We start from the raw sequence: 14,060 nt of genomic DNA on the forward strand, positions 1-14,060 counted from the left end.
CAAGACGAGGACGGTGCCGGGCGCGTCGGTGTCGTGCCCTCAGCGGGCGGCGAGCGCGTGTGCCCGTTCGATCACGGCGACCACCTCCCGCGCCTCGCGGGCATCGACCGGCGGCGCGGCTCCCTCCCGCAGGGAGCGGGCGACCTGCTCCCAGAAGGCGGAGTAGCGTCCGCGTTCACTCGGCACGCGACGGGAACCGGAGTCGTCGACCAGGACGCCCCAGCTCTCCGGTGCGACCTCGCCAAAGCCCAGGTCGTCCGGGCGCGCGCCACCGGTGCGGAGTGCGTTCTCCTGCGGATCGAGGCCGTCGACGCTGAACGCGCCGCGCGTTCCGAGCACCCGGAAGCGCGGACCGGTCGCCCGAGCGACGCGGCTCATTGCGAGGTGCGAGCGCACGCCGCTGCCGTGCAGGAGCGAGACGAATGCGTCGTCCTCGCTCGCCGAGCCCTCGTGCGCCACGCGCGTTTCGGCCGCTGTCACGGTGGCCGGTCCGAAGAGCAGCAGCGCCTGGTCGACCAGGTGACTGCCGAGGTCGAAGAGGATCCCGCCGCCCTCGGCCACGCCGATCTCGCTCTGCCAACGCCCGGTCTTCCGCGCGCTCCAGCGCTCGAACGTCGACTCGAAGCGGAGGACCTCCCCCAGCGCCCCTTCGTCGAGCAGGCGGCGGAGCGTGAGCAGATCGGCGTCCCAGCGCCGGTTCTGGAACACGAACACAGCGGCTCCGCTCGCCTCCGATGCGGCGATGATCGCATCCGCGTCGGCCGTGCTCGGCGCGAAGGGTTTGTCGATCACGACGGCAACGCCCGCCTCGAGCGCCCGGCAGCACGCGTCGCGACGGCAACGACCTCGAACGAGGGATCGGCGGCAAGGAAGGGCCCGTGGAAGACGCTGCCCGCGAGCCCGTACCCGACGAGCGCCACCCGGATCACGAGGCCGCTCCCGGCAGGTCGATCGCGCCGCCGAAGCGCCGGGAGCGGCCGGAGTAGTACTCGATCGCCTCCCACAGGTCCGTCCGGCTGAAGTCGGGCCAGAGCCGGTCGAGGAACACCATCTCGGCGTAGGCGCTCTGCCAGAGCAGGAAGTTGCTGGTGCGCTGCTCGCCGGAGGAGCGCACGAACAGGTCGACGTCCGGCATCTCAGGCACATAGAGCGCGCGGGCGATCGTCTTCTCGGTGATGCCGGAGGGCTTCAGCTTCCCCGCCTGGACGTCGGCGGCGAGCCGCTGCACCGCGTCGGCGATCTCGGTGCGTCCGCCGTAGTTGACGCACAGGGTCAGGCTGAGCACGTCGTTCCCTGCCGTCATCCGCTCGGCGAACTGCAGCTCGGTGATCACCGACGCCCACAGGCGCGGCTTCCGGCCGGCCCAGCGGACGCGCACGCCCCACTCGTTGAGCTGGTCGCGGCGCCGATGCAGCACGTCGCGGTTGAAGCCCATCAAAAAGCGCACCTCCTCGGGCGAGCGCTTCCAGTTCTCGGTCGAGAACGCGTAGACACTGAGGTGTTTCACGCCGATCTGAATCGCACCGGCCACCACGTCCAGCAGCGCCATCTCGCCGCGCTTGTGCCCCTCGATCCGGGTCAGGCCGCGCGAGTTGGCCCACCGGCCGTTGCCGTCCATCACGATCGCAACGTGTGCGGGGACGGCCTTGCGCGGAATCTCGGGCGGCTGGATCCCGGTCCAGTCCAGCGGGCGGTAGGGCTCGGCGTCCTTATGGGTGAACGGCTTCATCGGGTGACGTGCTCCAAAGATCTCAGACCGCGTTCGAGGTGGAACTGGGTGTAAGCGGCGACGACTCCGCTCGCTCGCGATCGTGTGGTCGGCTCGGTGGTCTCGGCGTGGGCCCAGTCTCCCGTGAGCAGCGCGCCCAGCAGGACCACGACCTCCGGGGCGACCCGCGGCGCTCCGGGCGGCGTGCAGTCGGCGCAGACGACGCCTCCGAGCTGCACCACGACCGCGCCGTGAGGCCCGGGGGCGCCGCAGCGCGCACAGTCCTCGAAGCTCGGCGCCCAGCCGGCGATCGAGAGCGCGCGCAGGAGGTAGGAGTCGAGCGTGAGTACCGGCTCGTGCTCGCGCTTGGAGAGCGAGCGCAGGGCGCCGACGAGCAAGAGGTACTGCTGCAGGGACGCGTCCGCGTCGGTGAGGCGGTCGGCGGTCTCGACCATCGCGCTCGCCGCGGTGTAGCTGTCGTAGTCGGCAGCGATCAGCGCACCGTAGGCGCCGAGCGACTCGGCCTGCGTGACGATGTCGAGACTTCGTCCCTCGTAGAGCTGGAGGTCGGCCACCATGAACGGCTCGAGCCGCGAGCCGAACTTGGAGCCGGTCTTCCGCACGCCCTTCGCGACCGCGCGGATCTTGCCGTGGCTGCGCGAGAGCAGGGTCACGATGCGGTCGGCCTCGCCCAGCTTGTGTGTGCGGAGCACCACGGCTTCGTCACGATAAGTGGGCATCCCCCGATTATCCCCCCGACCCCCGACAGCCGGCCTGAGGTCCGCTGGGCGGCGCGGCGGGAGCGCAGCCCCCCGGTCGTGGAACGATGTCCAGGTGGCAGCCTCCCTGTTCCAGATCCCGGCCTGGGCCGATCTGCTCGCGATCGCCATCGGCTGCCTCCAGGGCGCGATGTTCGCGGGCGAGTTCCGTGACCGCCGGATCGACCTGCTCGGCGTCACCATCATCGGTACGGCGACCGGCTTGGGCGGCGGCGTCCTCCGCGATGTGCTGCTGCAGACGCCGCTCGTGGCGCTGCACAGCAATGCCTACCTGATCGTCGCGGTCACCGCCTCCCTGCTCGGGATGCTGCTGCAGCACCTGCTGAACCGGGTTGACGGCACGATCACCGCCCTCGACGCGTTGACCCTCGGGCTCTTCGGTGCGATCGGCACCACCAAGGCCCTCTCGCTGGGCGTGCCGGAGGTGCCGGCCGTCTTCGTCGGAACGGTCTCAGCGGTCGGCGGCTCAGTCGTGCGCGACATTCTGCTGAACCGACCGATCGCGCTGATGCACGTCGGCTCGCTCTACGCGGTCGCCGCCTCGGTGGGGACGGGCGTGCTGGTCCTCGCGCTGCGGTTCGACGTGACGATCGACTTCGCCGCGCCGCTCGCCGTGGGCGTGACCACGCTCATCCGCCTGCTCGCGGTCCGCTACGGCTGGAGCCTGCCGGAGCAGCGCGGACTCAGCGGGGTGCCGCGGCTCCGCTGGCGCCGCCGCACCTGACCGCGCCGACCCCCGGCGCCAGGCCACCCGCTCAGGCGGAGACGACGGCCAGCTCGAGGACGGGGACCTCCTCACGCAACGCGCGGTTGACGGCCGAGACGATGGCTCTGAGCGACGCCGTCGCGATGTCCGCGTCCACGCCCACGCCCCAGAGGGTGCGGCCGTTCACCGTGCACTCGACGTAGGAGGCGGCCAGTGCGTCGCCCCCGGCGCTGAGAGCGTGCTCGACGTAGTCGAGGACCCGCACCTCCACGCCCTGCTGCTCCAGCACGGCCTCGAAGGCGTTGATCGGGCCGTTGCCGCGGGAGCTGGCCGAGACGCGCTCCTCGCCGACGCGGAGGACCGCGTCCAGCGCGATGCTGCCGCCCAGATCACTCGAGGTGTTCGTGCGCAGCAGCTCGAAGCGGCCCCACTTCTCGTCGGCGCGCTCGGCCGGCGCCGGCAGGTACTCGTCCTGGAACACCGACCAGATCTGCTCGCTCGTGACCTCGCCGCCCTCGGCGTCGGTCTTGGCCTGGACGACGCCCGAGAACTCGATCTGCAACCGACGCGGCAGATCGAGCGCGTGGTCGGTCTTGAGCAGGTACGCGACTCCGCCCTTGCCGGACTGCGAGTTGACGCGGATGACCGCCTCGTAGGAGCGGCCCAGGTCTTTCGGGTCGACCGGCAGGTAAGGCACGGCCCAGGTGAGCTCATCGACACTGCGGCCGGTGCGCTCGGCTTCGGACTGCATCGCCTCGAAGCCCTTCTTGATGGCGTCCTGGTGCGAGCCGCTGAAGGCGGTGAAGACCAGGTCGCCCGCCCAGGGGCTGCGCTCCGGCACCGACAGTTGGTTGCAGTACTCAGCGGTGCGCTTGATGCCGTCCATGTCGCTGAAGTCGATCTGCGGGTCGATGCCCTGGGTGAACAGGTTCACGCCCAGCGCGACCAGGTCGACGTTGCCGGTGCGCTCGCCGTTGCCGAACAGGCAGCCCTCGATCCGGTCGGCGCCCGCCAGGTAGCCGAGCTCGGCGGCGGCCACGGCCGTGCCGCGGTCGTTGTGGGGGTGCAGCGACAGGACAATGTTCTCGCGCTGGGCGAGGTTCCGGCTCATCCACTCGATCGAATCGGCGTAGACGTTCGGGGTGGCCATCTCGACCGTTGCCGGCAGGTTCAGAATGACCTTGCGCTCGGGAGTGGGCTCGAAGACCGCCACGACGCGGTCGCAGATCTCGCGGGCGAAGTCGAGCTCCGTGCCGGTGTAGCTCTCGGGCGAGTACTCGTAGTAGACGGTCGTGCCGGGGACGGAGGACTCCATTTCGCGGCACGTGCGAGCCCCGGCCAGGGCGATGTCGATGATCCCCTGACGGTCCTTGCGGAACACGACGTCGCGCTGCAGCACACTTGTGGAGTTGTAGAGGTGCACGATCGCCTGGCGCGCGCCGCGAATCGACTCGTAGGTGCGCTCGATCAGGTGGTCGCGCGCCTGGGTCAGCACCTGGATGGTGACGTCCTCGGGGATCGCGCCCTCCTCGATGAGGCTGCGCACGAAGTCGAAGTCGGTCTGGCTCGCGCTCGGGAACCCGACCTCGATCTCCTTGTAACCCATCCGGACCAGCAGATCGAACATGATGCGCTTGCGCTCGGGGCTCATCGGGTCGATCAGCGCCTGATTACCGTCGCGCAGATCCACGGCGCACCAGCGCGGCGCGGCGGTGATGCGCTTGCCCGGCCAGGTGCGGTCGGGCAGGTCCACCGCGATCAACTCGTGGAAGGGACGGTACTTGCCGATCGGCATGGGCGACGGCTTCTGGTTGTTCAGCATGAGGTGCTCTCCCGGCGCGGATTCGCGCACGTGTTTATTCTCGCTACCCCGGGGATCCGGATGCGGATCGACCTCGCGGGCGAGGGATGGTTCAGCCGACGACGGACTCCGCGACGAGGATGGCCTGAGGATCAGATCTCGTCGCGGCGGAGAAGAAGGAGCTGTCCGAAGCGCACACGGCCAGGCTAGCACCGCGCCCGCAGTCCGTCACCCGGCGGTCGCACTCAGGCGACGAGGCCGTTCTCGTAGGCGTAGACCACCAGTTGCACGCGGTCTCGCAGGCCGAGCTTGCCGAGGGTGCGGCTGATATGGGTCTTCACCGTCGCCTCGCTCAGGAACTCCGCGCGGGCGATCTCGGTGTTGCTCATCCCCCGAGCGGCGAGGTGGAAGATCTCACGCTCACGATCGGTGAGCGTCGTGAATGCGGTCGGCGTCTCGCGACCGCTGCCCGCCGCTCCGAAGTGCTCGAAGAGTTCGCGAGTCGCGGAGGCGGCGACCACCGCAGTCCCCGCGTGCACGGTGCGGACGGAGGCGAGCAGGAAGCCGGGCTCCGTGTCCTTGAGCAGGAAGCCGCTGGCGCCCGCGCGGATTGCGCGAGCGGCGGCCTCGTCGAGGTCGAACGTGGTCAACACCAGGATGCGCGGCGGCTCGACCCGGCGCTCCTGGGCCTGCGCGAGGATCCGCCGGGTCGACTCGATGCCGTCGACGCCGGGCATGCGGATGTCCATCAGCACCACATCGGGAGTCAACCTCGCGACCAGCTCCGCCCCCTCCGCTCCGTCCGAGGCCTCGCCGACGACCTCGAGGTCGGGTTGCGAGCCGAGCAGCATACGGATTCCCGCGCGGAAGAGGGCCTGGTCGTCGACGAGGACGAGGCGGATGGTGTCGGTCATGCGGGGCTGCCTCCGAGGGCGAGGGGTGGGGCGGTGCGGGCAAGGGAGGGGGAGGAGGGGAGACGCGCGTCGACGACGAAGTCGTCTCCGACCGGGCCCGCGGACAGCACTCCCCCGACCAGGGCGGCGCGCTCGCGCATGCCGACCAGGCCGTGGCCCTCGCCGGGCAGGGCGTCGGGATCGAGGTCGGCGCGTCGGGCGTTGCGCACCGTGAGGGTGAGTTCACCGCCGTTCTGGCGGAGGGAGACGTCGAGCGGGGAGCCCGGGCGACCGTGCCGGAGGGCGTTGGTGGTCGCCTCCTGGGCGATGCGGTACAGGGCGAGCCCGACGGCGCGCGGCACTGCCTCCAGGTCGACGGCGAGATCGGCGCGGATCGGCGCGCCGGCTCCGCTGACGCTCTCGAGCAGAGCCGGCATATTGCTCGCGCCCGGCTGCGGGCCGTCGCTCTCCGAGTGCCGCAGCTGGGCGAGGAGCACGCGGACATCGCCGAGTGCATCCCGGGCGACGGAGGAGATGGTCAGCAGGGCCGCATCGGTCTGGTCCGGACTGGTGGCACCGAGGTAGCGGGCGCCGTCGGCCTGCGCGATCACCACGGCGAGGGAGTGGGCGACGACGTCGTGCATGTCGCGGGCGATCCGGTTGCGTTCCTCCACAGCGTCGAGTTCGCGCTGGGCTCGGGCGCGCTCCTGCTCGGCCTGCGCGCGCAGGGTCTGGCCCTCCCGGGCGCGGCGCACCGAGCGGGAGAGCAGGCCGGTGGTCCAGGAGAGACCGAGGGTCGCCAGGATGCCGCCGAAGGTGCCGCCGACGCTGATGAGAGCGAATCCGTCGCTCCGAAACAGCTCGAAGACGACAAGAAGGTATATCGCCGCCACGATCGCCCCGACGACCGCGGACGCCGCTCCCGCCGCCCTCACCCGCCGCGACTCGGACGCGCCAGTGCCGAAGAGCACCACCATGATCGCGAGGTCGGCGGCACTGGGAGCCAGGTGCAGGCCCATTTGGAGAACGGCGCCGAGCCAGGCGATTGCCAGGGCCCACGCGGGCGAGCGTCGGTGGAGCACCAGGGCCACGGCGAGCACCGCGGTCGCAGGAAGGTGCAGTGGCTCCGCAGCCGAGCCGACGAGCGCCCTGTCGATCAGGAGGAGCACCAGCGCCTGCCCGCCCGCGATGCCGACGGCATACGGATCCTGCGGGCCGACGATCCGGGTCAGCAGTGCGTCGATCCGGTCGCCCCGGAGAACGGGCGCGCGCAGGGCGAGGAGGTGGACGAGGACCTGCGCGGCGCCGAGGACCGAGGCGACGGTGAGGGCCACCAGGACCCGCACGAGGATTTCCATCCGGAGAGAAAGCCCGGACGGGTCGAGTGGACCCGAAAGCTCGCCGGCGACGGTGATGCCGCCGACGCCGGCCAGGACCAGCCCACCGGCAAGCGCCACCGCTCGTGTCCAGGGCCCAACCCTGCGGGTGGTCTGCCAGAGCACCACGAACCCCACGAGCGCGCCGTCGACCGAGAGACCACCCAGCTGGACGCCACCGCCGACGAGGACACCGATCCCGACGAGCGAGGGGGCCAGGGCGGGGAGGAACCCGGCGACAGCCAGGGCCAGGGCGAGCACAAGGCCGCCCGCGATCTGCTCGGGCGGGCTGACTCCGGAGAAAACGGCCAGCAGATCGAGAGCTGCAAGCAACACGCCGGCGATCGGCAGAGTCGCCGGTCGGTCCAGGAGTATGCGCATGAAGTCCACGCTAGGGGTTCACTCTTTCCGCGGCGTCGTCCTCCTGGGTGACCGCCGTCGGTCGGAGGGTGTCAGAAGCCCAGGCGGCCCAGCAGCTTGGGGTCGCGCTGCCACTCTTTGGCGACCTTGACGCGGATGGAGAGGAACACACGGCGCCCGAGCAGGCGCTCGATCTGCTCGCGCGAGACCGCACCGACCTCGCGCAGGCGCTGACCGCCCTTGCCGATGATGATGCCCTTCTGGCTGTCGCGTTCCACGAAGACGTTGGCGTAAATGTCGATCAACGATCCGTCCTCGCGCTCCACCATGTCGTCGAGAGTGACGGCGAGGGAGTGCGGCAGCTCGTCCGAGACACCCTCGAGAGCGGCCTCGCGGATGAATTCGGCGATGCGCGAGAACAGGTCCTCATCGGTCACCGCCTCCTTCGGGTAGAGCGCGGGCGACACCGGCATCAACCGCAGCAGCTCGACGGACAGCACGTCGAGCTGCTCCTCGGTCACGGCCGAGATCGGAACGATCGTGTCCCAGTCGCGCAGCTCCGACACGGCGAGCAGCTGCTTCGCCACGGATTTCTTGGACGAGAGGTCGACCTTCGAGACGATGGCGACCTTCCGGGCGCGCGGGAACGCGTCGAGCTGCTCGTTGATGAAGCGATCGCCCGGGCCGATCGGCTCGTCGGCCGGGAAGAGCATCCCGATCACGTCGACGTCGCCGAGGGTCGAGGTGACCAGCGAGTTCAGCCGTTCGCCCAGAAGGGTGCGCGGCCGGTGGATACCGGGGGTGTCGACGACGATCAATTGGCCGTCAGGGCGGTGCACCACTCCGCGGATCGCACGCCGTGTGGTCTGCGGCTTGGAGCTGGTGATGGCGATCTTCTCGCCGACCAGCGCATTGGTCAGCGTCGACTTGCCCACGTTGGGGCGGCCGACGAAGGACACGAAGCCCGCCCGGTAGGGTGCGGCGGCGGAAGTGCTGTCGGTCATCGTGCGTCCTCGTGCTGGTCGCCCGAGGCCCCGCGGCGGGGAACCTGGCTCGGGCTGGGTGTGGTGGTGCCGCCGTCCGCGATGATCGCGACGGGTCCGGTGCCCGGCTCGCCGGCGCTGTCCAGATCGGGATCGCGGCGAACGATCACCGTGGAGATCGTGCCACGGCGCGGGTCCGCCTGCTCGGCCTCGAGAAGCACACCGCCGATCCGGGCGGTCGCGCCGCGCTCGGGGAGGCGCCCGTAGGCCTTGGTCAGCAGCCCGCCGACCGAGTCGACGTCGTCGTCATCGAGGTCCAGCTCGAACAGCTCGCCGAGCTCGTCCACCGGCAGGCGCGCCGACACGCGATACACGCCCGGCTCCGTCTCCTCGACGAGGTCCACCTCGCGGTCGTACTCGTCCGAGATGTCGCCGACGAGCTCCTCGATCAGATCCTCCAGAGTGACCAGTCCAGCGATACCGCCGTACTCGTCCACGACCATAGCCAGGTGGTTGGACTCGAGCTGCATCTGGCGCAGCAGCTCGTCGGCCTTCTTCGACTCCGGCACGAACAGTGCGGGCCGCGCCAGCTCGGCCACGGTGTCGGCGCCGTCCGGCCGCTCGTAGGTGTGCCGCGCCACGTCGCGCAGGTAGAGCACGCCGAGGACGTCATCGACGCCGTCGCCGATCACGGGCAGGCGCGAGATGCCGCGGCTGAGCAGGAGGCCCATGCCGGCGCCGACGGAGGAGGTCGCCTCGATCGTCACCATGTCGGTGCGCGGCACCATCACCTCACGAACGAAGGTGTCGTTGAACTCGAAGATCGAGTGGATCAATTCACGGTCGTCCTGCTCGAGCACGTCCTGCTCGGTCGCTTCGTCCACCATGCTGAGCAGCTGCTCCTCGGAGGAGAACCCCGCCGAGCGCCCGGTGCCCGGCGTCACCCGGTTCCCGAGGGCCACAAGCCCGTGCGCGACCGGGCCCAGAGCGAGCCGGAGCACGTGCACGAGCGAGGCGCTCGTGGCGAGGACCGCGCGGGCGTTCGCGCGCCCGACGCTGCGCGGGCTGGAGCCGACCAGCACGAACGAGACGGCTGCCATGATCAGGACCGCCAGCAGCAGCGCCAACCAGAGCTGGGCGATCTCGACGACCAGCACCGTGGTGACGAACACCGCTGCGGTCGTCTCGGCCGCGATCCGCGAGAAGTTGACGACGTTGACGTGGGCGCTCATGTCACCCGCGATGGCGCGCAGAGCGCGCGCACTGCGGGAGTGCTGGGCCATGTCGAGCAGGTCGCTGCGCGAGAGGACGCCGAGCGCGGCGTCGGTCGCAGCGAACCAGCCGCCGACGGCGACGAGCGCGAGGGCGGCGATGAAGAGCTGAAGGGTGGGCACGGCGTGCTCTAGCGGCGTCGCTCGCCGATGTGGAAGCCGACCAGGATGTCGCGCTGGATGCCGAACATCTCGCGCTCCTCCTCCGGCTCGGCGTGGTCGAAACCGAGCAGGTGCAGCAGCCCGTGAGCGGTGAGCAGCTGGAGCTCGTCGAGCACCGAGTGGCCGGCCGACTCGGCCTGCGTCTGCGCGACCTGCGGGCAGAGCACGATGTCGCCCAGGAGCCCCGCGGGGGTCTGCTCATCCTCGGTACCGGGGCGCAGCTCGTCCATCGGGAAACTCAGCACGTCTGTCGGGCCCGGCTCATCCATCCACTGCACGTGCAGCTGCTCCATCGCGCCCTCGTCCACCAGCACGATCGCGAGCTCGGCGTCGGGGTGCACGTGGAGGGAGTCGAGCGCGTAGCCGGCGAGGCGCAGCAGGGCGGCCTCGTCGACGGGGACGCTCGACTCGTTGTTGATCTCGATGCTCACGGGGAGGTGTTGTCCTTCGGTTCGGGAGGGGCGGGCGGTCTCAGCCGCGCGGAGGCTGGCGGTCTCCGGGCGGCCGGGCCGTCTGACCGCGGCGCTCGGCGCGGTGGGCGAACTCGCGCGCTTGCTCGCGTTCGAAGTGCTGGGCCTGCTTCTGCTGGTCGTATTCCGTGTAGGCGTCGACAATGCGCCCGACCAGGCTGTGACGCACCACGTCCTCGCTGGTCAGGCGAGAGAAGTGGATGTCGTCGATGCCCTCGAGCACCCGCGTCACAAGGCGAAGACCGCTGGCGCCGGTCGGCAGGTCGACCTGAGTGATGTCGCCGGTGACGACCATCTTGGAACCGAAGCCGAGGCGGGTCAGGAACATCTTCATCTGCTCCGGCGTCGTGTTCTGCGCCTCGTCGAGGACGACGAACGAGGTGTTGAGCGTGCGCCCGCGCATGTACGCCAGCGGAGCGACCTCGATCGTGCCGGCAGCGAGCAGCTTCGGAACGATCTCGGGATCCATCATCTCGTTGAGCGCGTCGTACAGCGGACGCAGGTACGGGTCGATCTTGTCGGTGAGCGAGCCGGGCAGGTAGCCCAGGCGCTCCCCCGCCTCCACCGCCGGGCGGGTCAGGATGATCCGCTCGACCTCCTTGCGCTGCAACGCCTGAACGGCCTTCGCCATCGCCAGATAGGTCTTGCCGGTGCCGGCCGGGCCGATACCGAAGACGATCGTGTTCTGATCGACCGCGTCGACATACTCGCGCTGGCCGAGCGTCTTGGGGCGGACACTCCGGCCGCGGGCCGTGAGGATCGCCTGGCCGAACGCCTCGGCCGGGCTCACCGGTCCACCGTTCTGCAGGATGCGGGCGGACTCGCGCACGCCCTCCGGGTCGAGATCGTGCCCGCTCGCGGTCATGCGCACCAGTTCTTCCACCAGGCGCGTCGCCGCGGTGACGGGCTCACGCTCACCCTCGAGCGTCACCTCGTTGCCGCGCACGTGCACCCGGACATCGGGGAATCGTCCTTCGACCGCCCGGATGAGACGGTCCTGGGGTCCGAGCAGGCGCACCATCGCGACTCCGTCGACGGCGACGACGCGCCGCGTCGTCTCGGACGCGTCCACGCCGGGGGCGGGACGCTCGTCGGGGCTCGCGCCCGCATTCTCAACCGGTGGCAAGGGAGCCTTCCGTCTGGTGGCCGCCCAAGACGTGGGCGTGGACGTGGTGGACAGTCTGGCCCGCCTCCTCGCCGGAGTTGAAGACGAGGCGGAACTGACCGTTGCTGTGGGCGTCGGCGAGCGACTGGGCGACCTGCACCAGCTCAGCGAGCAGGGCGGGCTCCGCGGCGGCGAGGGCCGCGACCGTGGTGTACTCCTGAGTCTTGGGGAAGACGAGGAGATGGACGGGCGCCTTCGGCTCGATGTCCGTGATCGCAAGGATGCGCTCGTTCTCGAACATCACATTGGCCGGGATCTCGCCCTGAACAATGCGCGTGAAGACGGTGGGTTCGCTCATGCAGTCATCTTAAACGGGGGCCGAGCGGAGCGGGTGCCGCGTTCGCCCACGGCACGCTCGTCCGAGCCTGCCAAGGGCCTGTGGAGGAGCACTCGAGCAGAGCAGGAGTACTCGAGCAGAGCAGGAGTACTCCAGTCGTGCCGGAGCATCACCAGCGGCCCAGGCGAGCCGAGAGGACAGCGATCGCAGCGGGCCCCGCCGTCGAGGTGCGCAGAACGGAGCCGCCGAGCGCGACGGCCTCGGCGCCCGCCTCCGCGAGCTGCCGCAGCTCCTCCGGCGCGATGCCCCCCTCCGGGCCGACGACGAGCACCAGATCCCGCCCGTCGGGGACCACCTGGGAGAGTCGGGCCTCGGCCGAGGGCTCGAGCACCAGCACGCGCGCGGTCGCCGCCCGGGCGACGAGAGCGCGGATGTGCTCCAGCGGTGCGACCTCGGGCACCCGGGGGCGCAGCGACTGCTTGCTCGCCTCGCGCACGACGGCACGCCAGCGCTCCCGCCCCTTCTCCTCCTTCGTACCCGACTTCGCACCCGACCAGCGCGAGATGCAGCGCGCGGCCTGCCACGGCACGACCTCGTCGACCCCGAGTTCGGTCGCGGCCTGCACGGCGAGTTCGTCGCGGTCGCCCTTCGCGAGCGCCTGAACGAGCACCAGGCGCGGTGACGGCACCGGCGACTCCTGAACCGACTCGACCACGAGCACCACTCGCGCCGCCTCGGCGCTCTCCACCACCGCGGTCGCGACCAGGCCGCGCCCGTCGCCGACCCGCACACTCTCGCCCGCGCGGATCCGGCTGACGGTCGCCGCGTGCCGCGCCTCCGCTCCGGTGAGCGCCAGCCGACCGCCGACGAGGAAACCTGCGGAGTCTAGCGATTCGTCGATGTAGTGGTGCGCCACGGCTCAGCCGAGGAAGCGGTCGCGGAGCTTGGAGAACAGGCCCTGCTGGAAGTGCGTCAGCGCGGGCTTCTGCGGCTTGTAGTGCTTGGCGAGCTCCTGGACCAGCTCCCGCTCGCGGTGCCCCAGCTTCGTCGGGGTGACGACCTGGATGCCGATGCGCAGATCGCCGCGTCCGCTGCCGCGCAGCCGCGTCACTCCGCGGCCCTTGATGGTGACGATCTCGGTGCTCTGCGTACCCGGCTTGATCTCGATCTCGATGTCGCCGTCGAGGGCTTTGAGCGACGCGGTCGACCCGAGGATCGCGTCCGTCATCTGCACCTCCAGGGTGCAGAGCAGGTCGTCGCCGTTGCGGCTGAAGACGTCGTGGTGCTTGACCTTGATCTCGAGATAGAGGTCGCCGTTGGGGCCGCCGGCCGGGCCGACCTCGCCACTGCCGGGCATCTGTAGGCGCAGTCCTGTGTCGACACCCGCGGGGACGTCGACGGGGATGGTGCGGCGCGCGCGGACGCGGCCCTGGCCCTGGCAGGTGGAGCAGGGCGTCGCGATGACGGTGCCGTAGCCGCGGCAGGTGCCACAGGGGCTGGCGGTCATCACGTTGCCCAGGAGCGAGCGGACCGTGCGCTGGATCTGACCGGAGCCGTGGCAGATGTCGCAGGTGACCGGCGAGGTGCCGGGCTGGCAGCACGAGCCCTGGCAGGTCTCGCAGAGCACAGCGGTGTCCACCTCGAGGTCGCGGTGCGCGCCGAAGACGACCTCGTCGAGCGAAACCTCCACCCGCAAGAGGGCATCCTGCCCACGCTCGCGGCGGGAGCGCGGCCCGCGGGACGAGCCCTGCGCGCCCTGTCCGAAGAAGGTCTCGAAGATGTCGCCGAAGCCGCCGAAGCCTTGACCGCCACCGCCGAAGCCCTCCTGCGGGCCGCGGTCGTACTGCGCCCGCTGCTGCTCGTCGCTCAGGACGTCGTAGGCGTGCGTGACGAGCTTGAAGCGCTCGGAGGCGTCGCTGCTCGGGTTGACGTCGGGGTGCAGCTCGCGGGCGAGTCGGCGGTACGCCTTCTTGATCTCGTCGGCGGAGGCGTCGCGGTCGACGCCCAGCACTTCGTAGTGATCGGCCACAGGTGGCTTCGTCCTTCGTTCGTGGGTCGATGGGGCGGGCACTGCGCGCCCGAGGGAACCGGCGGGGCCGGGAGGTCTGG

The 14,060-nt window shown here is 70.5% G+C and carries 14 protein-coding genes; 1 reads left to right on the forward strand and 13 read right to left on the reverse strand.

The window, feature by feature from the left end:
* Positions 1–39: 39 nt before the first annotated feature.
* The 3 genes from A6122_RS08235 to recO form a co-directional block, all read right to left on the reverse strand.
* Positions 40–792 carry a Gfo/Idh/MocA family protein gene (locus A6122_RS08235; protein ID WP_237358149.1) on the reverse strand — a complete coding sequence of 251 codons (753 nt, stop codon included), beginning with the start codon at positions 790–792 and terminating at the stop codon, positions 40–42.
* Between the two features lie 133 nt (positions 793–925).
* The gene (locus A6122_RS08240; RefSeq protein WP_068253648.1) at positions 926–1,729 is read right to left on the reverse strand and encodes an isoprenyl transferase; all 804 of its coding nucleotides are present in this window, start codon (positions 1,727–1,729) and stop codon (positions 926–928) included.
* Positions 1,726–2,448, reverse strand: a complete 723-nt coding sequence (gene recO, locus A6122_RS08245; protein ID WP_068253651.1) for a DNA repair protein RecO — start codon at positions 2,446–2,448, stop codon at positions 1,726–1,728. The genes A6122_RS08240 and recO overlap by 4 nt, the downstream gene beginning before the upstream one ends.
* A gap of 94 nt (positions 2,449–2,542) precedes the next feature.
* On the opposite strand from recO, the gene A6122_RS08250 reads away from it, so the two are divergent.
* The gene (locus tag A6122_RS08250; RefSeq protein ID WP_068253654.1) at positions 2,543–3,211 is read left to right on the forward strand and encodes a trimeric intracellular cation channel family protein; all 669 of its coding nucleotides are present in this window, start codon (positions 2,543–2,545) and stop codon (positions 3,209–3,211) included.
* Positions 3,212–3,242: 31 nt separating this feature from the next.
* On the opposite strand, the gene leuA is transcribed toward A6122_RS08250, so the two are convergent.
* The 10 genes from leuA to dnaJ form a co-directional block, all read right to left on the reverse strand.
* Positions 3,243–5,015 (reverse strand): 2-isopropylmalate synthase, encoded by a 1,773-nt coding sequence (gene leuA, locus A6122_RS08255; protein WP_068257337.1) that lies wholly within the window; start codon positions 5,013–5,015, stop codon positions 3,243–3,245.
* A 224-nt stretch (positions 5,016–5,239) separates the two neighbouring features.
* Entirely contained in the window at positions 5,240–5,908 is a 669-nt protein-coding gene (locus A6122_RS08260) for a response regulator (RefSeq protein WP_068253657.1), read from the reverse strand.
* A complete protein-coding gene (locus tag A6122_RS08265; RefSeq protein WP_146085089.1) occupies positions 5,905–7,644 on the reverse strand; it encodes a sensor histidine kinase in 1,740 nt (579 codons plus the stop codon). Before A6122_RS08265 ends, A6122_RS08260 begins: the two co-directional genes overlap by 4 nt.
* Positions 7,645–7,715: 71 nt before the next feature.
* Complete coding sequence (era, locus tag A6122_RS08270; RefSeq protein ID WP_068253660.1) at positions 7,716–8,627, reverse strand: GTPase Era; 912 nt, start codon at positions 8,625–8,627, stop codon at positions 7,716–7,718.
* Positions 8,624–10,000 carry a hemolysin family protein gene (locus tag A6122_RS08275; RefSeq protein WP_068253662.1) on the reverse strand — a complete coding sequence of 459 codons (1,377 nt, stop codon included), beginning with the start codon at positions 9,998–10,000 and terminating at the stop codon, positions 8,624–8,626. The genes era and A6122_RS08275 overlap by 4 nt, the downstream gene beginning before the upstream one ends.
* An 8-nt stretch (positions 10,001–10,008) precedes the next feature.
* The gene (gene ybeY, locus A6122_RS08280) at positions 10,009–10,470 is read right to left on the reverse strand and encodes an rRNA maturation RNase YbeY (RefSeq protein ID WP_068253664.1); all 462 of its coding nucleotides are present in this window, start codon (positions 10,468–10,470) and stop codon (positions 10,009–10,011) included.
* 40 nt (positions 10,471–10,510) lie between these two features.
* Positions 10,511–11,530: a PhoH family protein gene (locus tag A6122_RS08285; RefSeq protein WP_084416180.1), complete on the reverse strand. Its 1,020-nt coding sequence runs from the start codon at positions 11,528–11,530 to the stop codon at positions 10,511–10,513.
* 91 nt (positions 11,531–11,621) lie between these two features.
* A complete protein-coding gene (locus A6122_RS08290; protein ID WP_068253669.1) occupies positions 11,622–11,972 on the reverse strand; it encodes an HIT domain-containing protein in 351 nt (116 codons plus the stop codon).
* A 148-nt stretch (positions 11,973–12,120) separates the two neighbouring features.
* Positions 12,121–12,867, reverse strand: a complete 747-nt coding sequence (locus A6122_RS08295) for a 16S rRNA (uracil(1498)-N(3))-methyltransferase (RefSeq protein WP_068253671.1) — start codon at positions 12,865–12,867, stop codon at positions 12,121–12,123.
* A gap of 3 nt (positions 12,868–12,870) precedes the next feature.
* Complete coding sequence (gene dnaJ / locus A6122_RS08300) at positions 12,871–13,980, reverse strand: molecular chaperone DnaJ (protein WP_068253673.1); 1,110 nt, start codon at positions 13,978–13,980, stop codon at positions 12,871–12,873.
* Between the last annotated feature and the right edge of the window lie 80 nt (positions 13,981–14,060).

Source organism: Rathayibacter tritici (assembly GCF_001641005.1).
GTDB classification, from domain to species: Bacteria; Actinomycetota; Actinomycetes; order Actinomycetales; family Microbacteriaceae; genus Rathayibacter; species Rathayibacter tritici.